General features: G+C 71.7%; 12 protein-coding genes. 9 read left to right on the forward strand and 3 right to left on the reverse strand.

The features are described from left to right. Position 1: 1 nt before the first annotated feature. A complete protein-coding gene (locus JAO81_RS21835; protein ID WP_199549597.1) occupies positions 2–3,661 on the reverse strand; it encodes a nitrate reductase subunit alpha in 3,660 nt (1,219 codons plus the stop codon). A 169-nt stretch (positions 3,662–3,830) separates the two neighbouring features. On the opposite strand from JAO81_RS21835, the gene JAO81_RS21840 reads away from it, so the two are divergent. Continuing rightward, complete coding sequence (locus JAO81_RS21840) at positions 3,831–4,562, forward strand: YwiC-like family protein (protein ID WP_307813546.1); 732 nt, start codon at positions 3,831–3,833, stop codon at positions 4,560–4,562. On the opposite strand, the gene JAO81_RS21845 is transcribed toward JAO81_RS21840, so the two are convergent. Next, the gene (locus tag JAO81_RS21845) at positions 4,559–7,276 is read right to left on the reverse strand and encodes a lysylphosphatidylglycerol synthase transmembrane domain-containing protein (RefSeq protein WP_199549598.1); all 2,718 of its coding nucleotides are present in this window, start codon (positions 7,274–7,276) and stop codon (positions 4,559–4,561) included. The two genes, JAO81_RS21840 and JAO81_RS21845, sit on opposite strands and share 4 nt — an antisense overlap. Before the next feature lie 215 nt (positions 7,277–7,491). Here JAO81_RS21845 and JAO81_RS21850 point away from each other — a divergent pair, with 215 nt between their 5' ends. The 7 genes from JAO81_RS21850 (at position 7,492) to JAO81_RS21880 (ending at position 19,233) form a co-directional block, all read left to right on the forward strand. Continuing rightward, positions 7,492–7,905: an MGMT family protein gene (locus tag JAO81_RS21850; RefSeq protein WP_199549626.1), complete on the forward strand. Its 414-nt coding sequence runs from the start codon at positions 7,492–7,494 to the stop codon at positions 7,903–7,905. Positions 7,906–8,150: 245 nt separating this feature from the next. Continuing rightward, positions 8,151–11,654, forward strand: coding sequence for an ATP-dependent DNA helicase (locus JAO81_RS21855; RefSeq protein ID WP_199549599.1), 3,504 nt, complete (start codon positions 8,151–8,153; stop codon positions 11,652–11,654). A gap of 78 nt (positions 11,655–11,732) precedes the next feature. Further along, complete coding sequence (locus JAO81_RS21860) at positions 11,733–12,440, forward strand: hypothetical protein (RefSeq protein ID WP_199549600.1); 708 nt, start codon at positions 11,733–11,735, stop codon at positions 12,438–12,440. 89 nt (positions 12,441–12,529) lie between these two features. Then, entirely contained in the window at positions 12,530–16,117 is a 3,588-nt protein-coding gene (locus JAO81_RS21865) for an ATP-dependent DNA helicase (RefSeq protein ID WP_199549601.1), read from the forward strand. A gap of 156 nt (positions 16,118–16,273) precedes the next feature. Then, on the forward strand, positions 16,274–17,671 hold the full coding sequence (locus JAO81_RS21870) for a dipeptidase (protein WP_199549602.1): 1,398 nt from the start codon (positions 16,274–16,276) through the stop codon (positions 17,669–17,671). Positions 17,672–17,773: 102 nt separating this feature from the next. Next, positions 17,774–18,727, forward strand: a complete 954-nt coding sequence (gene nudC / locus JAO81_RS21875; protein WP_199549603.1) for an NAD(+) diphosphatase — start codon at positions 17,774–17,776, stop codon at positions 18,725–18,727. Between the two features lie 62 nt (positions 18,728–18,789). Next, positions 18,790–19,233, forward strand: a complete 444-nt coding sequence (locus tag JAO81_RS21880; protein ID WP_199549604.1) for an OsmC family protein — start codon at positions 18,790–18,792, stop codon at positions 19,231–19,233. A gap of 43 nt (positions 19,234–19,276) precedes the next feature. On the opposite strand, the gene JAO81_RS21885 is transcribed toward JAO81_RS21880, so the two are convergent. Continuing rightward, positions 19,277–20,197, reverse strand: coding sequence for an adenosine kinase (locus JAO81_RS21885; protein ID WP_199549605.1), 921 nt, complete (start codon positions 20,195–20,197; stop codon positions 19,277–19,279). A 72-nt stretch (positions 20,198–20,269) separates the two neighbouring features. Here JAO81_RS21885 and JAO81_RS21890 point away from each other — a divergent pair, with 72 nt between their 5' ends. Further along, complete coding sequence (locus tag JAO81_RS21890) at positions 20,270–20,536, forward strand: glutaredoxin domain-containing protein (RefSeq protein ID WP_199549606.1); 267 nt, start codon at positions 20,270–20,272, stop codon at positions 20,534–20,536. The last annotated feature ends 55 nt before the right edge of the window (positions 20,537–20,591 follow it).

Here is a 20,591-nt window from a genome sequence, read left to right on the forward strand (position 1 = left end):
GTCAGTACTCCACATCCTGGTTGCGGCGGCGGATGACGGTGACCTCGTCGCGCTGGTTGCCGGTCGGGCCGAGGTAGTTGAAGGCCCAGGTCAACTGGGCGTAGCCGCCCACGAGATGGGTGGGCTTGAGCATGATCCGGGTCAGCGAGTTGTGGATACCGCCGCGCCTGCCGGTCTTCTCCGTCCTCGGGACGCCGACCGTGCGCTCCTGCGCGTGGTTCATGTACACGGTGCCGGGCGGCATCTTGTGCGAGACGATCGCGCGGGCCGTGACCACGCCGTTGCGGTTGACGGCCTCGATCCAGTCGTTGTCCGCGACCCCGATGGACTCGGCGTCCTGCGGCGACATCCACACCGTCTGGCCGCCGCGGCCGAGCGTCATCATGAACAGGTTGTCCTGGTACTGGCTGTGGATCGCCCACTTGTTGTGCGGGGTCAAGTACCGGACGGCGACGGACTTCTCGGCGGAGTCGACCTGGCCGAGCTTCGGCTCCCCGTACAGCTTGTTCATGTCCAGTGGCGGCTTGTAGACCGGCATCGACTCGCCGACCTCGTGGATCCAGTCGTGGTCGAGGAAGAAGTGCTGGCGCCCGGTGAGGGTGTGCCAGGGCTTGAGGTGCTCGGTGTTCACGGTGAACGCGGTGTAGCGCCGGCCCCCGGACTCGCTGCCGGACCATTCGGGGCTGGTGATGACCGGCACCGGACGGGCCTGGGTGTCGGCGAAGGTGATCCGCTTGCCCTCGGCCTCGGCGGCGAGATGCGCCATCTCCTGCCCGGTGGACTTCTCCAGGGTGTGGAACCCCTGGGTTGCCAGGCGCCCGTTGGAGGTGCCGGAGAGCTGGAGGATCGCCTCGCAGGCCCGCTGGGCGGTGTCGAGCCGGGGGCGTCCCGCGGCCACTCCGCCGCGTACGACCCCGTTCTTCTCCTTCAGATACGCGACTTCCTCGCCGACCTCGTACGTGACCGCCTTCGTGGTCACGCCCAGGGTGTCGACCAGCGGGCCGAGCGCGGCGAACTTCTCGCCGACGGCCCCGTAATCCCGTTCGACGACGGTCAGGTTGTACATCGTCCGGCCCGGGACCGGCTCGCACTCGCCCTTCGACCAGTCGAGCGCCACACCGCCGGGCTGGGCCATCTCGCCGCCGGGGGTGTCGTGCTGGAGCGCGGTCGCGACGAGGTCCTTGCGGACGCCCAGGTGGTCCTTGGCCAGTTCGCCGAAGCGCCTGGCTATCGCGTGGAACGCGTCGTAGTCCGAACGCGCCTGCCACGGCGGGTCCACGGCCGGCGTGAACGCGTGCAGGAAGGGGTGCATGTCGGTGGACGACAGATCGTGCTTCTCGTACCAGGTGGCCGCCGGCAGGACGACATCGGCGAGCAGCGTCGTCGAGGTCATCCGGAAGTCCATCGTGAGCAGCAGATCGAGCTTGCCCTCGACGTCCTCCTCGTGCCAGGTGACGTCCCGCGGCTCACAACGCGGCCCGTCCTCGGGCAGGTTGGAGTGGGTGCCGAGCAGGTGCTTGAGGAAGTACTCGTTGCCCTTGGACGACGACCCCAGGAGATTCGCGCGCCATACGTTGAGCACGCGCGGCCAGTTGCCGGGCGCGTCCGGATCCTCGCCGGCGAAGCCGAGCTCGCCGTCCTTGAGCAGCTGCACCGCGTGCTGGACCGGGTCCTCGGCCGCCTCGCCCAGGTCCAGGGGGTTGCGGTCGAAGGTCGGATACGAGGGCATCCAGCCCATGCGTGCGGAGGCGGCCAGACAGTCGGCGCCGGTCATGCCCGCGAAGCGGCCGTCGCCGAGCGGCGAGGCGAGCGCGTCGGCGGGCAGGCTGTCGTAACGCCACTGGTCGGTGTGGAGGTAGAACCAGCCCGCGCCGATCATGTGGCGCGGCGGCCGGCCCCAGTCGCTCGCGCTCGCGAGCGTCGCCCAGCCGGTGACCGGACGGCACTTCTCCTGGCCGACGTAGTGGCCCCAGCCGCCGCCGTTGCGGCCCTGGCAGCCGGTCATCGTGAGCAGCGCGAGGAAGGCGCGGTAGATCGTCTCGGAGTGGAACCAGTGGTTGGTGCCCGCGCCCATGAGGATCATGCAGCGGCCCTCGGAGTCCACGGCGGTCTGCGCGAACTCCCGTGCCACACGGGTGGCTTGGGCGGCGGGTACGGAGGTCAGGGTCTCCTGCCAGCCAGGGGTGCCGGGGGTCCGCGTGTCCTCGTACGACGTGGGCCACTCGCCGGGCAGGCCCGGCCGCTCGACGCCGTACTGGGCGAGGAGCAGGTCGAAGACGGTGGTGACGAGGTGGTCGCCGACCCGGCGGACGGGGACGCCGCGGCGCATCACGCCGTCCTCGTCGAAGCGGGGCAGCGTGACGGTCGCGGTGTCGTCGGCGTGGTCGACGAGGGTGAGCCGGGGCACGGTGCCGCCGAGGTCGAGGTTCCACTCGGGCGTCTCGTTCTTGCCCCAGCGGTGCCCCAGGGTGCCGTTGGGGACAGTGAGTTCACCGGTCACGTCGTCGACGAGAACCGTCTTCCACGCGGCGTTCTCGGTCTCCTGGCCGAGATCCCCGGCATTGAGGAACTTGCCGGGAACGAGGCCCTGTTCGTTCTCCGTGAGGGTGATCAGGAAGGGCAGATCGGTGTACTGCCGCACGTAATTCTCGAAGAACTCCGTCTTCTTCTCGACGAAGAATTCCTTGAGGATGACGTGGCCCATGGCCAGCGCGAGCGCACCGTCCGTGCCGGGGTGCGGATGCATCCACTCGTCGGCGAACTTGGTGTTGTCCGCGAAATCCGGCGATACGGTGACGACCTTCTGCCCGCGATAGCGCGCCTCGACCATCCAGTGGGCGTCCGGGGTGCGGGTCACAGGGACGTTGGAGCCCCACATCATCAGATACGCGGCGTCCCACCAGTCGCCGGATTCCGGAACGTCCGTCTGGTCGCCGAAAACCTGCGGGGAAGCGACCGGGAGATCCGCGTACCAGTCGTAGAAGCTGAGCATCGGCGCACCGATCAGCGAATGGAACCGCGCACCGGCCGCATGCGAGGCCATCGACATCGCGGGAATCGGCGAGAAGCCGGCCACGCGGTCGGGCCCGTACTTCTTGATGGTGTGCACATGGGCCGCCGCGACGATCTCCGTCGCCTCTTCCCAAGTGGCCCGCACCAGGCCGCCCTTGCCGCGCGCCTTCTGGTACTTACGGCGGCGCGCCTCGTCCTTTTGGATGTCGGCCCAGGCCAGGACCGGGTCCTCGAGGCGCTGCTTGGCCTCGCGGTACATCTCCAGGAGCGTGCCGCGCACCAGCGGATAGCGCACGCGCGTCGGCGAGTACGAGTACCAGGAGAAGGAAGCCCCGCGCGGACATCCGCGCGGCTCGTATTCGGGACGGTCGGGACCGGTCGACGGATAATCCGTGGCCTGGGTCTCCCAGGTGATGATGCCGTCCTTGACGTACACCTTCCAGCGGCACGATCCGGTGCAGTTCACGCCGTGCGTCGAATAGACGACCTTGTCGTGGCTCCAGCGGTCACGGTAGAAGACCTCGGCGGCGCGGCCTCCGGTATGCGTGATGGTGCGCAGGTCCTCGGAGACCTTGGACACGTCGGAGCGGCGGAAGAAACCACCGGCCTTGATCAATGCTTCGGCAGCGCTACTGCTGTCCTGCTGCACGCCTCGTCCCTCCGGACACCTGTGGAATTGGCTTGATCCGAGGCTATGCCTGCATTTCGGGCACTTCCGGTGACAGAGGTCCCCTACGGGCGGGACCTCTTCCCTGACTTCCCCAGGACCCGCCCTGCGAAGGTGGGGAGGGTCAACATTCCGGAGTCGGGAGGGTTTTGTGAGCCGCAGTCGGTGGCTGCCGGATCAGCACGGTGCGTGGGCGATGCTCGCGGTGCCGTTTCTCGCCGGCACCTTTCTCGGCTCACCGCGGTGGGCGCACCTGCCGCTCCTGGCGGCCTGGCTGCTCGGCTACATGGCGACCTACCACGCCCAGCAGTGGCTGCGCCTGTCGCGCCTCTCCCGCAACCCGAAGGCGCCGCGCCGCCATATCCGTCCGGCGCTGGTCTTCGGCGCCGCGTTCGCCGCGCTCGGGCTCCCGCTGGCGTACCTGTACCCGTGGCTCCTGGCCGCCTGCCTGGCCGCCGCCCCCTTCGTCGCGGCCAACTCCTGGTACGCGCGGCGCAACAAGGAGCGCGCGCTGGTGAACGGCCTGCTCGCGGTGGTCCCGGCCTGCGGCATGCTCCTGGTCACCTACCGGCTGGGGGAGGGCGGTTGGGGCGCGTCCGGCCCGGCGCTCGCCTGTCTCCTCTACTTCGCGGGCACGGTCCCGTACGTGAAGACGATGATCCGCGAGCGCAACTCCCGGACGTACTACCGGGGTTCGGTGACCTACCACGCACTCGCGATCCCGGCGGCCGCGCTGCTGAGCCCCTGGCTCGCGCTTCCGTTCGCCGCCTATCTCGTACGGGCGATCGTGCTGCCGGGCAGGGGCGTGAAGGTGCCGGTGGTGGGCGCGATCGAGGTCATGGGGTCGCTGGCGCTGCTGACCGTACTGCTGCCGGCGTTCTAGAGCGCGCCCTTGCGGGTCAGGTGATTGAACGCCAGCCAGCCCGGAAGGACCGGCAGCCACAGGGTGAGGAGTCGGTACAGCAGCACCGCGGGAGTGGCGATCTCGATGGGCACGCCGGCGAGCGGCACCAGCAGACCGGAGATCGCGAGCTCCACCGCCCCCACACCACCGGGCGTGGGCGCCGCCGACCCGGCGGCGTTGCCTACGAGGAATGCCACCGCGACCCCCGCCAGACTGACCGAGGTCGCGTCCGCTCCGAAGGCCACCAGACACGCGTACAGGCACATCACGAAGGACGCCGTCAGAAGCAGCATCCCGCCGATCCCCGTGAGCAGTTTCTGCGGTCGCTGCAGCACATCCAGCATGCGCGGCACGACCCCCGCGAACAGCGACCGCACCCGCGTGGACAGGAACTTCCGCATGAACGGCACCGCGGTCACCACGAGAACAAGCACGGCGACGGTGAGCAGTCCGGCGATCACCGCACGGGACGGTGTGAAATCCGCCTTGTTCTCCGTGCCCGTCAGATAGCCGAACGTCAGGAGCAGCAGAATGTGCGCCCCGAGGCCGAACAGCTGCGAGGCTCCGACGCTCGCCACCGCGAGACCGGAGCGCACCCCGGCCCGCTGCAGGAAGCGCGTGTTGAGCGCCACTCCGCCGACCGCGGCCGGCGCCACGATCTTCACGAAGGACCCGGCCACCTGTGCCGCGATGGTCCTCAGGAAGGGCACCCGCTCCGGTACGAAACCGAGCAGGCTCATGGCCGCGGCCACATAGCTGAGTGCGGAGAACGCGACCGCGGCCGCTACCCAGCCCCACTCGGCGTTCTCGAGCCGCGCGAACTCGAACTCCGTCAGCTGCCCCATCAGGAAGTAGGCAGCGATCGCCCCCGCGATCCAGCTGATCAGCGTGCGCGGCTTGATCCGCTCCAACTGGGCCGGCTCGACCGGTGCCTGCGGACGGATGCTGAGCACCTGGTGGCGGATCTGGGTGAGCAGGTCGTCCTCACGGGTCTCCTCGACGGCCTCGTCGATCGCCCGCTTCTCCGCCTGCCGCTCGGCCTTGCTGGTCTTGCGGAGCAGATCCTCCGCGCCGGAGGCACCGGCGTCGGCGGCCCGCGCCTCCTTCGCATGCCGCGACGCATCGAGCACCGCCTCCCGCTCCCGCTCCGCCCGCTCACGGCCGAGCCTGCGCAGTTCCGCCCGCGTCGAGCGCGACAGCGCGATCGGCTGCAGCAGCGGCAGACAGTCCGCGACCGTGTCCCCGCCGAGCACCTCGACCGCCCCGGCGACGGCCCGCTCGGCCCCGACCCGCAGACCGAACGTCGTCAGGAGCTGCGCGATGTCCATGCGAAGCAGCAGGTCACCGGCCGCGATCTCGCCGCCCCGGAGATCCGTGATGATCACCTTGCCGGAACGATCCACCAAGATCGCGTCGCCGGCCAGCCGCCGGTGCGCGATCCGCCGCGATTGCAGGGCCTGCACCTGCCGCCAGGTGTCCCGCATCAGGCCGTCGGTGATGGCGTCGTCGTCGAGTGAGTCGAGTCTGCGCCCGCCGGTGTGCTCGTACACGAGCATCACGGCGTCCGGGCCCAGCTCGGATGTGGCGATCAGCTTGGGCGCGTTGGCACCCGCGGCGATCGCCGCGTACGCGAGCAGCGCCTCCTGCTCGAGGGCCTGCCGCAGCGACAGGAGCGAGCGGCGCGTGGTCAGCGAGCGCAGCGTCAGGCGCCGCCACACCCGGTAGAAGAAGCCGTGCGCCTGCTGCTCGCGGTCGACCACCGTGATGTCGAGCGGCGGCCCGTCCTCCAGCGTCACGAAGTAGTGCCGGCCCCGGTCACCGCTGTCCGGCGCGTCCGAGGTCTCCTCGGCGCGCGCCGCGCTCACCGGCTTGAAGCCGACATGGCGCAGACCGCTCAGGAGGTTCTGCGCGGTGGGCCGCACGTTGGGAGAACCGACCGCGTACAGCGTTCCGTACGCGACGGACCAGCCGATGAGCACGGTCAGGATGATCGAGAACGGCGTGGTGTACCCGGCGACCAGCATCGACACCGCGTCGAGCAGCAGCACCGCCCACAGCAGTACGCGCCAGCGCGGCCGCCGCGACAGACCGACCGCCGTCATGTACGCGATCACGGGCGCGAGATAGCCGTGTACGGGATCGGTCAGCTGCCCCGCGTCGTTGAGGCGGGTCAGCGCGTCCCGTACGGATTCGGGCGCGGCTTGCGCGACCCAGAGATCGGTGGCCAGGGTGACGCCGTGGGCGAGCACGGCCGCGAGCACACCGTCGGCGATCCGCAGCCCGTCCCGTTTGATCAGCCGCTCGATGGCGAACGCCACGGGGACGAGCAGCACCGCGATGCTGGACGCCAGACCCGCGAACTTGATCAGCAGATCGGGGGCCGTCCCGGTCCGCTTGTAGATGTCGTCCTCGAGGCCGCTCGTGGTGCCGTGCGCGAACGCGGCGATGGCGAGAAGCAGCGCGATCGCCAGGATCCCGACGAGCAGCCGCATCAGGTCCGAAGGCCGGTGCACACGGGCGGGCAGCAGCGGCTCGTCGCCCTCGACCCGGTCGACGTTCCCCTCGGCCGGCACGTGCTCGTGCTGATCGCCGTGGTCCGCGTCGATGGCGGTGCCGTTGCTCTCGTAAGGGCGCGGGCGCGGCGACACGTCGTCAGGGCGCGACGAAGCGGCAGCGGAGCCGTCGCCCTTCAAGGGGTCCGCTCCCTGCGTACCTTCGGAATCCGTCGCTTTTTGATCTCGTATCACCAGTCACCGCCCGGATGATGGTGGCATGAGCCACCGACGTCAGGGGGCATCAGGGTGCAATCAGGAGACACCGCGTGCCGGTGTTGTGAGAGTTTGCCCGGCCCGTGCCGCCCGGCACCCGTCCGCACGGACCCGTCGCACTGTCGGTGGCGTACGGCACCATGGAGCGGATGAGCGAGCAGCGGCCCCCTGAGATCCACGCGATCTCTGAGATCCAAGCGATCCCTGAGATCTCCGCGATCCCTGAGATCCCCGAGTACGCCGAGCGCGTGCTCGAGGTCGCCGAGCAGATCCCGCCCGGCCGGGTTATGACGTACGGCGATGTCGCCGAGTGGCTCGGCGAGGGCGGCCCCCGGCAGGTCGGCCGCGCGATGGCGCTCTACGGCGGCCCGGTCCCGTGGTGGCGCGTGGTGCGCTCGGACGGGGTGCTGCTGCCCGGGCACGAGCGGCGCGCGCTCGAGCGGTACCGGGTGGAGGCCACACCGCTGCGTACGGCCGCGGACGGCAGCCAACGGCTCGACATGCGGCGGGCGCGCTGGGACGGCGCGCGGCCTGAGGGGCCCACTCACACATGACAGCTTCCGACATCCGCGCGCCGCAGGGGCGATGGCGGGACCGTCCGGGGGAAGCGGGGTCAGGATACGGCGTTCGCGCAGGCCAAGGGCGACAACCGCGGGAAGCGGCGAGACCCGCCCCCGCACTCGCGTAGCGTCGGGCGCGGCAGTCACCGTGCCGTCACCGCACCCGGCAGCCCCGGCGTCCACACCTGGGCACTGCCACCGCTTTCCACCTCGTACACCCACCAGGACCGGCGATCCACGTGAGCTCCTCCACTTCCGAACGGCGCACTCCGGACGCTCTGACGCGTCCGGGGACCCACGGTGCGTACCGCCTGGTGCGTACCCGGCCGCCGCGTGTGGATCCCCCTCGTCTGGACGCAGCTCAGCGCGCGGTGGTTGACCATGAGGGCGGACCGCTTCTCGTTCTCGCGGGTCCCGGCACCGGCAAGACCACCACGCTGGTCGAAGCCGTCACGCGACGCGTCGAGGGGGGCACGGACCCCGAGCGGATCCTGGTCCTCACCTTCAGCCGTAAGGCCGCCGTCGAACTGCGCGACCGGATGGCGCTCAGGATCGGCGGCGTACGGGCGCCGCAGGCCTCCACCTTCCACTCCTTCTGTTACGCGCTGGTCCGCGCCCATCAGGACGTGGATCTGTTCGTCAACCCGCTGCGCCTGCTGTCCGGACCCGAGCAGGACGTGATGGTCCGCGAACTGCTCGAAGGCGAGCTGGAGCTGGCCGCCGAGGGCCACGCCCGGATCCCCTGGCCCGAGGACCTGCGCGCCTGTCTGACCACCCGCGGCTTCGCCGACGAGGTCCGCGCGGTGCTCGCACGCAGCCGCGAACTGGGCCTCGGCCCGGACGCGCTCGCCGACTTCGCCCGCCGTATCGGCCGCCCCGACTGGGACGCGGCGGCCGGTTTCCTCGCCGAGTACCTCGACGTGCTCGACGCGCAGGGCGTCCTCGACTACGCGGAACTCGTCCACCGCGCGGTCCTGCTCGCGCGCCGCCCGGACGTCGCCGCCCAGCTCGCACTGCGCTACGACGCGGTGTTCGTCGACGAGTACCAGGACACCGACCCCTCCCAGGTGCGGCTCCTCGAGGCGCTCGCGGGCGACGGCCGCACCCTGGTCACGTTCGGCGACCCGGACCAGTCGATCTACGCCTTCCGCGGCTCGGACGTGAACGGCATCCTCGACTTCCCGGACGCCTTTCCCCGTAAGGACGGACGCCCGGCCCCCGTCGAGGTCCTGACGACCTCCCGCCGCTCGGGCGCCGCGCTCCTGGCCGCGACCCGTCTGATCACCCGCCGGATGCCGCTGCCGCGGCTGCCCGTCGAGAAGGTCCGCCGCCACCGCGAGCTCTCGGCCGTGCGCGAGGGCGGGGGCGTCGAGGTGTACACGTATCCGACCCCCGGCACCGAACTCGACAACATCGCCGACCTGTTGCGCCGCGCGCACTTGGAGGACGGCATCCCGTGGTCGGAGATGGCGGTCCTGGTGCGTGCGGGCGCCCGCACCGTCCCGGGCGTCCGCCGGACGCTCACCGCGGCCGGTGTCCCCCTGGAGATAGACGGCGACGACCTGGCCCTGCGCCACGAACCGGCGGTCGCGACGCTGCTGCTCGCGCTGCGGGCGGTGGCGGAGGGGGTGCTTGCGGAGCGCGAGGGCGGTGCGGGTGGTGACGTCGGTGACCGCCGTGATGAGGACGTACGGGAGGACGTAGCCGCAGGGGCAGAGGACGCAGCCGTACGAGGAGACGAGGCCGCGGACGGCGAGGCCGCGGACGGCGAGGCCCCGGACGGCGAGGCCGCCCCGGACGGGAACATGGCCGGCGAGGAGCCGTGCGCCGGCGAAGAGACACCCGCCGGCGGCGACGTGACCCCCTCCTGGCTCTCCACCGAGACCGCCCTCACCCTGCTCACCTCCCCGCTCGCCGGCATGGACCCCGCCGACCTGCGCCGGCTCGGCCGCGCCCTGCGCGACGAGGAGCGGGCCGGCGGCAACCGCACGCCGCGGCCCTCCGACGAGCTGCTCGCCCGCGCGCTCGCCGAGCCCGAGCGGCTCGCCGCGCACGACCCCGCGTACGCGAAGGGCGCCCAGCGGCTCGGCGCGCTGCTGCTCACGACGCGTGAGCTGCTGGCCGGCGGAGGCACCGCCGAAGCCGCGCTGTGGGAGCTGTGGGACGGGACCCCGTGGCCGGCCCGCCTCGAGCGCGCCTCGTACCGGGGCGGCGCCGCCGGGCGGAACGCGGACCGTGATCTGGACGCCGTGTGCGCCCTGTTCGCGACGGCGGCACGCGCCGAGGAGCGCACGGGCGGGCGCGGTGCGCTCAACTTCCTGGAGGAGGCCGAGGCCGAGGACATCGCCGCGGACACCCTCACCAAGCGGACGGTGCGGCCCGATGCCGTACGGCTGATGACCGCCCACCGTTCCAAGGGCCTTCAGTGGCGGTTCGTCGTGGTCGCCGGGGTGCAGGAGGGGCTCTGGCCCGATCTGCGGCGGCGCGGCTCCCTGCTCGAAGCCGACCGGATCGGCCGCGACGGCCTCGCCGAACCGCTCACGCCGGGCGCCCTGCTCGCCGAGGAGCGCCGCCTCTTCTACGTGGCCGCGACCCGCGCCCGCGAACGCCTGGTCGTCACCGCGGTGAAGGCGCCCGCGGAGGACGGCGACCAGCCCTCCCGCTTCCTCACCGAACTCGGCGTCGAGGCCAAGGACATCACCTCCCGCCCGCGCCGCCCCCTGTCCGTCGCCTCCCTGGTCGCCGAGCTGCGTGCCACGACCGTGGACCCGCGCGCCTCCGAGGAACTGCGCGAGGCCGCCGCCGTACGCCTGGCCAAGCTCGCCGCGCTGAGCGACGAGGACGGCCGTCCCCTCGTACCGTCGGCGCACCCGTACCGCTGGTGGGGCATGTACGAGCCGACCCACAGCAAGGTCCCGCTGCGCGACCGCGACCACCCGGTCGCGCTCTCCGGCAGCGCGCTCGACCAGCTGGCCAACACCTGCTCGCTGCAGTGGTTCCTGGGCCGCGAGGTGAAGGCGGACGCCCCCGCGACCGCCGCGCAGGGCTTCGGCAACGTGGTGCACGTCCTCGCCGACGAGGTCGCCTCCGGCCGTACACCCGCCGACCTCGACGTGCTCATGGCCAGGCTCGACTCCGTATGGGACGGGCTGTCCTTCGACGCACCGTGGAAGTCCGCGCAGGAGAAGCAGAACGCGCGCGTCGCCCTGGAGCGCTTCCTGCGCTGGCACGTCGACTCCAACGCGACCCGGGCACCGGTCGCGAGCGAGCACGGTTTCGACGTGACCCTGGAGACCGGCGACGTGGAGGTCCGCATCCGCGGCTCCATGGACCGCGTGGAGACCGACGCGCAAGGCCGCGCGTACGTCGTCGACTTCAAGACCGGCAAGAACGCGCCGACCGCGGCCGAGGTGGAACGCCACCCGCAGCTCGCCGTCTACCAGCTGGCGGTCCGCGAGGGCGCCCTCGACGAGGTCTTCGACGGGGAGCGGCCGCTGCCGGGCGGTGCGGAGCTCGTCCATCTGCGCCAGCCCGCGCCGAAGAAGGACGGCGGCGAGGCGCTCCCGAGAGTCCAGGCACAGGGCCCCCTCAACGAAGGCGAATGGGTCGGCGACCTGCTCGCGAACGCGGCCGGCAAGGTCCTCGACGAACGCTTCAGGCCGTCGTCCGGACAGCACTGCACCCACTGCTCGTTCCAGGCGTCGTGCAGCGCACGTCCGGAGGGGCGGCACATCGTCGAGTGAGCGTGTGCGCCCGTTGTGTCCGCTCCGCGCCCGTTAGGGTCCGGGTGTCTTGGATCACATAACGGGAGGAATGACGCAATGCGCTTGTACGGGAAGTCGCTCGCCGTGGTCGGCATCGTCGGGGTCGCCCTGACCGGCTGTTCGAGCGGCGGCGGTGAGCAGAGCTTCGACGGCAAGAGCGCCGGCACCATCGCGGACGAGGCGACCGCGGCCATGAAGTCCGCGAAGTCGTTCCGCCTCGCCACCGACGGCGAGGAGCGGGGCCAGCGCACCAAGGTGACGATGGAGGTCGCCGGGAGCGGGAAGTGCCGTACGAAGATGGACCTCCCGATGGTGGGGCAGGTCGAGTCGGTCACCGTCGACGGGGCCTCGTACTCGAAGGGCGGGCCCGAGTTCATGAAGATGGTGCTCGGCGGCGAGGCGGCGGCGAAGGCGGCCCAGGGCCGCTGGGTGAAGTCCCCCGACAAGGCGAAGGACACGACCTGCCGGATCGAGTCGCTGTTCACACCGGAGGCGCTCAAGGGGTCGTCGCGCGGTGCGGACTCCTCGGTCGACGGCCGCCGGACGGCGACGCTGACGAAGTCGGAGCAGGGCAACCAGGTCACGGTGCACGTGGCGGCGGAGGGCAAGCCGTACGTCCTGCGGATCGAGGCGCAGGGCGCCGCGAAGAACACGGCCACGTTCTCGTCCTTCGACGAGCGCATCGAGGTCGCCGCGCCGCCGGCGTCCCAGGTGGTGGAGGGCAAGCGCCCGGCCGGACAGGCAGGGCAGTCCGGGCAGCAGTGAGTGCCCGCTCCCGGGGGCCCCTGCTCCCGGGAGCCGCCTGCGTCCCGGTCCGCACCCCGCTTGTCAGAGCGCCCCAGTAGCCTCGGAGCGTGCCCGCAAGACTCACTCACCCCGATCAGCTCAAGGAGCTGCTCGGCATCCCGTTCACACCGGAGCAGACGGCCTGCATCACCGCACCGCCCGCGCCGCAGGTGATCGTGGCCGGAGCCGGGTCCGGCAAGACCACGGTGATGGCGGCCCGCGTGGTGTGGCTGGTGGGCACGGGACAGGTGGCCCCGGAGCAGGTGCTCGGTCTCACGTTCACGAACAAGGCGGCCGGCGAGCTCGCCGAACGCGTACGGACCGCCCTGATCAAGGCGGGCATCACCGACCCGGAGACCCTCGATCCGGAGAACCCTCCGGGCGAGCCCGTGATCTCCACGTACCACGCCTTCGCGGGACGCCTCCTCACCGACCACGGCCTGCGCATCGGCATAGAGCCGACCGTGCGGCTGCTCGCCGACGCGACCCGCTTCCAGCTCGCCGCCCGCACCCTGCGCGAGGCGCCGGGCCCGTACCCCTCGCTGACCCGCTCCTTCGCGGACCTCGTCAGCGATCTGCTCGCGCTCGACTCGGAGCTCGCCGAGCACCTCGTGCAGCCGCACACCCTGCGCGCGTACGACCAGGAGCTCCTGCGCTCACTGGAGAGCGCCAAGCTCAGCAACGCCGAGCTGCGCAAGGTCCCCGAAGCCGCTGCCGCCCGCCTCGAACTGGCCGAGCTGGTCGGCCGCTACCGCGAGGCCAAGCGCGCCAAGGACGTGCTCGACTTCGGCGACCAGATCGCGCTCTCCGCGACCCTCGCCGACACCCGGCCCGAGGTCGGGGCGATCCTGCGGGACGAGTTCCGGGTCGTGCTGCTCGACGAGTACCAGGACACGAGCGTGGCCCAACGGATCCTGCTCTCCGGCCTGTTCGGCGCCGGCACCGGCCACCCCGTGACCGCGGTGGGCGACCCCTGCCAGGCGATCTACGGCTGGCGCGGCGCCTCGGTCGCCAACCTCGACGACTTCCCCGAGCACTTCGCGTACGCCGACGGCCGCCCCGCGAACCGCTTCGCGCTGAGCGAGAACCGCCGCAGCGGCGGCCGCCTCCTCGACCTCGCCCACACCCTGGCCGAGCCCCTGCGCGCCCTGCACGCCCGTGTCGAGGCTCTGCGCCCCGCCCCTCGCGCCGAGCGCGACGGAGTCGTACGGATCGCGCTCACCGAGACCCACGCCGAAGAGCTGGAGTGGCTCGCGGACTCGATCGCCCATCTCGTCCGTACGGGCAAGGAACCCGCGGACATCGCGGTCCTGTGCCGTACGGCGGGGGACTTCGCCGAGATCCAGGGTGCCCTGGTCGCCCGGGACATCCCGGTCGAGGTGGTCGGTCTGTCCGGACTCCTGCACCTGCCCGAGGTCGCCGATCTGGTGGCGGTGTGCGAGGTGCTGCAGGATCCGGGCGCCAACGCCTCGCTCGTACGGCTGCTCACCGGGCCGCGGTGGCGGATCGGGCCGCGCGACCTCGCGCTGCTCGGGCGGCGGGCGCGGATGCTCGTGTACCGCGAGCAGGACCCGGAGGGGGACGCGGACGCCCGCCTCGCCCAGGCGGTGGAGGGCACGGACCCGGCCGAGGTGATCTCGCTCGCGGACGCGCTCGACACGTTCCTCGAAGCGGAGCCGGCCGGGACCGACCTGCCGTTCTCGCCGGACGCCCGGGTGCGCTTCGCCCGGCTCGCCACCGAGCTGCGCGAACTGCGCCGCTCGCTCGCCGACCCCCTGATGGACGTCCTGCACCGCGTCCTCGCCGTCACCGGCCTCGACGTCGAACTCTCCGCGTCCCCGCACGCGCTCGCCGCCCGCCGCCGCGAGACGCTCTCCAACTTCCTCGACATAGCGGCCTCGTTCGCGTCCAACGACCCCTCCGCCTCGCTGCTCGCCTTCCTCGCCTTCCTGCGCACCGCCGCGCAGTACGAGAAGGGCCTGGACAATGCGCTGCCCGGCGGCGAGAACACGGTCAAGGTGCTCACGGCCCACAAGTCCAAGGGCCTGGAGTGGGACGTCGTGGTCGTCCCCGGTCTGGTCACGGGCACCTTCCCCAGCGGCCAGGGCCGTGAGAAGTGGACCGCGCAGGCCAAGGTCCTGCCGCACGCCCTGCGCGGCGACGCGGCCACGCTGCCCGAGGTCGGGGGCTGGGACAGCCGGGGACTCAAAGCCTTCCAGGAGGACATGAAGGACCACCAGCGCACCGAGGAACTGCGCCTGGGATACGTCACGTTCACCCGGCCTCGTTCGTTGTTGCTGGGCTCCGGGCACTGGTGGGGACCCACGCAGAAGAAGAAGCGCGGCCCGTCGGACTTCCTGACCGCGCTGTACGAGCACTGCGCCGCCGGTCACGGCGAGATCGAGCTGTGGGCCGAGGAGCCGGAGGACGAGGCCGAGAACCCGGCGCTTGCGGAGGCCTCCGCCGAACACGCCTGGCCGCTGCCGCTCGACGACGCCTCGCTGGGGCGCCGGCGTGCCGCGGCGGCGACCGTCCTCGCCCACCTCGACGCCCTGCGTACCGCGCGGGCGCACGGCCACGACGAGACCCACCCGTCCGCGTACGGCGACGTGCCGAGCGACGAGGCCCACGAGGACGCGTACGACCCGGAATGGCCGCCGGAACCCGAGGACTTCGAGGAGCCCGAAGGGCCGTATCCACAGGAGGAGGAGCTCCCGCACGACTGGGAGAACCTGCCGCACCAGCGACCGGAGGACCCGGGCTCGGATGGCCGGGGCTCGGACGGTCCGGATACCCGGCGCTCGCACGCCCCGGCACCGCGCGACTCGGCACCGGCCCCGGCACCGCGCGACTCGGCACTGGCCCCGGCGCCGAGTGGCTCGGCTGCCCCCCGCCCCCAGGAGCGCGACCCGCACCCCACCCCCGTCCCGCGCGCCCGCACCCCCCGTACCCCCGAGGACCTGCGCACCGTCGCCTCCTGGGACCGCGACCTCGAGGCGCTCGCCACCGAGCTGCGGCGTTCGCGCCGCGCCTCGCACGACGTACCGCTGCCCGCCTCGCTCAGCGCCTCGCAGGTGCTGCGTCTGTCCACCGACCCCGACGGTCTCGCCCGCGAGCTGGCCCGCCCGATGCCACGGCCGCCGGCGCCGGGGGGCCCGCGCGGGCCCCCGGGCCCCCCCCGGGGCCGGGCGCGCTTCGAGGCGCTCGAACTCCCTCTCCTGGACCCGGACGAACTGCCCGGCGGCGACGCCGAGATCGCCGACGAGCACGACCTCGCGGCCCTCAAGGACGCCTTCGAGCGCACGCCGTACGCCCACCGCACTCCGTACGCGATCGAGGCGCCCTTCCAGCTGGCGATCGCGGGCCGGGTGATCCGCGGCCGGATCGACGCGGTCTACCGCACTCAGACCGCCGACGGCATCACGTACGAGATCGTCGACTGGAAGACGGGCCACGGCGGCACCGCCGACCCCCTCCAGCTGGCGATCTACCGCCTCGCCTGGTCCGAGCAGCACGAGGTCCCGCTGGAAACGGTCACGGCGGCCTTCGTTTTCGTACGTACGGGCAAGGTCACGATCCCGGAGCGGCTGCCCACGCGTGAGCAACTGGAGGAGTTGCTGAACCCTCGGTCCAACATCAGCCCGTCCGGCGATTGAGGACATATCCGAACGAAGTTCGGATGCGGGGTCTGGGGGCGTAGCCCCCAGTTTCGGGAAGGGGCGGGTAGGGGAACCAGCCCGCCGCAGGCGCCCACCCGCACCCCCACGAACCCGCACCCGAGAACGCCCCCCACCTCCGGTTACGCTCGACACATGAGCCAGACCCCGGACAACGCCGTCCGCCAGTACATCGAGCAGCACAGCGCCGCCTTCCTCGACGACCTCAAGGAATGGCTGCGCATCCCCTCCGTCTCGGCCCAGCCCGAGCACGCCGACGATGTACGGCGCAGCGCCGACTGGCTCACCGCCAAACTCAAGGAGACCGGCTTCCCGGTCACCGAGGTCTGGGAGACCGCGGGCGCCCCCGCCGTCTTCGCCGAGTGGCCGAGCGACGACCCGGCCGCCCCCACCGTCCTGGTCTACGGCCACCACGACGTCCAGCCCGCCGCCCTCGCGGACGGCTGGGACACCGAGCCCTTCGAGCCGGTGATCAAGGGCAAGCAGCTCTACGCACGCGGCGCCGCCGACGACAAGGGCCAGGTCTTCTTCCACACGCTCGGCGTACGGGCGCACCTGGCGGCCACAGGGCGCACCGCCCCGGCCGTCCACCTCAAGCTCCTCATCGAGGGCGAGGAGGAGTCGGGCTCCCCGAACTTCCGCACCCTGATCGAGCAGCACCGCGGCCGCCTCGCCGCCGACGCGGTGATCGTCTCCGACACCGGGATGTGGTCCGAGACCACCCCGACCGTGTGCACCGGGATGCGCGGACTCGTCGAGTGCGAGCTGTCGGTGTGCGGCCCCGACCAGGACATCCACTCGGGGTCGTTCGGCGGCGCGGTGCCCAACCCGGCCACCGTCGTCGGCCGGATCGTCGCCGCCCTGCACGACGCTCAGGGGCGCGTGGCGATCCCCGGGTTCTACGACGGGATCGTCGAGCTCACGGACCGCGAGCGGAAGCTGTTCGCCGAGCTGCCCTTCGACGAGCAGGAGTGGCTGCGTACGGCCAAGTCCTACGCCGCACACGGCGAACAGGGCTACTCGACCCTGGAGCGCATCTGGGCGCGCCCGACCGCCGAGGTCAACGGCATCGGCGGCGGCTACCAGGGCGCCGGCGGCAAGACGGTCGTGCCCGCCTCGGCCTTCGTGAAGCTCTCGTTCCGTATCGTCGCGGGACAGGACCCGGCCCGTGTCGAGGCGGCCATCACGCAGTGGGTCGAGGCCCAGCTGCCCGTCGGCGTCCGGCACACCCTGACCTTCAGCGGCGCCACCCGCCCCTGCCTCACCCCGCTCGACCACCCGGCCCTGGAAGCCGTCGCGCGTGCGATGGGCCGCGCCTTCGAGCAGCCGATCCGCTTCACGCGCGAGGGCGGCTCGGGACCGGCCGCCGACCTCCAGGACGTCCTGGAGTCGCCGGTGCTCTTCCTGGGCATCTCCGTACCGTCGGGCGGCTGGCACGCGCCGAATGAGAAGGTCGAACTCGATCTCCTCACCAAGGGCGTCGAGACCGCCGCGTATCTCTGGACCGACCTGGCCGAGTCGCTGCGCACCTGACGCACCGGACGGGATCACCTGCCGCGCCCGCTGCCGTATCGACGTATCGCCGTATAGCTGAAGCCCTAAGTGCCCTTTCCATCGGGGGAGTTGGAAGTTCCTGTGACCACCTGGACCGACCGCACCGCTGACCGGCCCATCCCGCTGACCGCGCCGAGCGGGATCGACCGCGAGGCCCACCACCGTCTCGACGAGGCCTGGCTCGCCGCGGCCTGGAGCCACCCCACGACGCGGGTGTTCGTCGTCTCCGGTGGCCAGGTGCTGATCGACGACACCGCCGACGGCGGCACCGAGATCGTCATGACCCCGACCTTCGAGGCCCCGGACACCGAGGTGCACCGCTACTTCCTGGGCACCGACGAGGACGGCGTCCGCTACTTCGCGCTGCAGAAGGACACCCTGCCCGGCCGCATGGACCAGTCCGCGCGCCCGGCAGGACTGCGCGAGGCCGGACTGCTGCTCTCACCGCGCGACGCGGGTCTGATGGTGCACGCGGTCGCCCTGGAGAACTGGCAGCGGATGCACCGCTTCTGCTCCCGCTGCGCCGAACGCACCCAGATCGCCGCCGCCGGCCACATCCGCCGCTGCCCGGCCTGCGGCGCCGAGCACTACCCGCGTACGGACCCTGCGGTGATCATGGCCGTCACCGACGAGGAGGACCGCCTCCTGCTCGGCCGCCAGGTGCACTGGCCGGAAGGCCGCTTCTCCACGCTCGCGGGCTTCGTCGAACCGGGCGAGTCCATCGAGCAGTCGGTGCGCCGCGAGGTCTTCGAGGAGGCCGGTGTCACGGTCGGCGAGGTCGAGTACGTGGCGTCGCAGCCCTGGCCCTTCCCGTCCAGCCTGATGCTCGGCTTCATGGCCCGCGCCACCTCGGCCGAGATCAACGTGGACGGCGACGAGATCGAGGAGGCCCGCTGGTTCTCGCGCGACGAACTGCGCGCCGCCTTCGAGTCCGGCGAGGTCATCCCGCCGTACGGCATCTCGATCGCCGCCCGTCTCATCGAGCTCTGGTACGGCAAGCCGCTCCCCAAGCCGCTTCCGGTGAGGGAGTCGTAAAGGCCGTGGCGTCGTAATCTGCCTTACAGGGATAAATCGGGGCGAAAGGCATGGAGTAACCGATGGCCGACTATCGCATCGAAACCACCCGCAACGGCTACCGCGACTGGACCGCCCGCAACGACCGCGGCGCCGAAGTCCGGATGGCCGCGGCCGACGACGACTCCGCCCAGCCCTCCTTCACCCCCGTCGAGCTGCTGCTCGCGGCGATGGGCGGGTGCAGCGGCATGGTCCTCGACCGCACGGCCCGCGCGGTCGAGCACGACGATCTGGCGATCACCATCGAGTCGGTCTCGACCCCTGAGGACGACGGCCGGATCGGCAGGATCCGCGTCACGTACGAACTCGACATCCCCGCCGAAGCCAACAACGGCAAGGCGGCCGAGGTCTTCGCCCGCGGTGTGCGCCTCACGCACGAACAGCACTGCACGGTCAGCCGCACGGTCGAACACGGCGCCCGGGTCGAGGCGATCCTGCCGGACGGCACGGTGGGCTTCGAGGGCTAGCCGAGTAGTTCCGAACTGACGGACGTTCCAGAACTGACGGACGCTATTGACAGCTGGGTGCGGTCGACTCGGCCGCCCGGGCGAGCAGTTCGGCCCGGCTGATCGCGTCGGCCCGGGTGGACGGGACCGTACAGGCGTAGGACCCGGCCACCGCCCCGTACAAGGCGCACCGCCGTACGTCCTCGCCGCCGAGCCGGCCGAACAGGAAGCCGGCGGCGAAGGCGTCGCCCGCGCCGTTGGAGTCCACGACGGGTGCGGGCGGGGTGACCGCGGGCACATGGGTGAGCTCGTCGTCCGCCAGCAGGTACGCACCCTCGGCCCCGGCGGTCGCGACGACCACCTCGGCCCGGCCGCGCGCCACGATGTCCCGCATCGTGCGCTCCGGATCGGCGAGCGCGGCCGTGGACAGGAAGACGAGGTCCGCTTCGAGCGCGAACTGCTCGTGGTACGGGTTCTCGCCGTCCCAGTTGTGCAGATCGGTGGAGACAGTCAGGCCCGCCTCCCGCAGCAGCGGCAGCGCGAAGGCGCACGGGTACGTGATCACGACATGCGCGTGCCGGCTCACGGCGGCCAGGTTCCGTACGGTCGCCTCGGGCAGCCGGTCGGACTCCTGCGAACGCGAGTCGTCGTACAGCGAGAGCCGCCGCCCGTCGGGGCCGACCAGATTGACCGCGCGCTTGGTGCCGCCGGGGAGGGGAACGGTGGTGAAGGGGATGCCCCGTTCGCGGTGCAGCGCGCGCACCAGCTCGCCCTCGTGGTCCTCGCCCACCATGTCGAGGTGATGGGTGCGCAGCCCCAGGGCGCCGACCGAGACGGCGACGAAGTCCCCGCTCTGCCCGGCGCGCGTCACGATGCCCGGCCGGATCATGTAGCTGTCGGCGAACGGCAGCGGCAGCTCCGGCACATGGACGATGGTGTCCACGCCGGAACCGCCCAGGACGAGGACATCGGTCTCGGTGCGCATACGTTCCTCTCGGTCGGGGGCCTGCTCGACGTTCTAGACTCTCCCTCAGGCGGACGGCGAGGGGGGAACACGATGAGCAACGACGAGGGCGTGACGGTCTATTGGCGCCCGGGCTGCCCCTACTGCATGCGCCTGCGCGTCTCCCTGCGCCTGAAGAAACTGCCGCGCACCGAGATCAACATCTGGGAGCACCCCGACGCGGCCGCCTTCGTCCGCTCGGTCGCCGACGGCAACGAGACCGTCCCCACGGTCGTCGTCGCCGGCCACGCCATGGTGAACCCGTCGCCGGCAAAGGTGATGTCGGAGGTCCGCACCCGGGCGCCCCATCTCCTCGCCTGACCCCACGGAAACGGGGCCCGGCCCCGGGGGGCGCGGGGGGGGCGGCGGGGGGGGG

The sequence above is a fragment of the Streptomyces sp. N35 genome (genome assembly GCF_016464295.1).
In the GTDB taxonomy this organism is placed as follows: Bacteria; Actinomycetota; Actinomycetes; order Streptomycetales; family Streptomycetaceae; genus Streptomyces.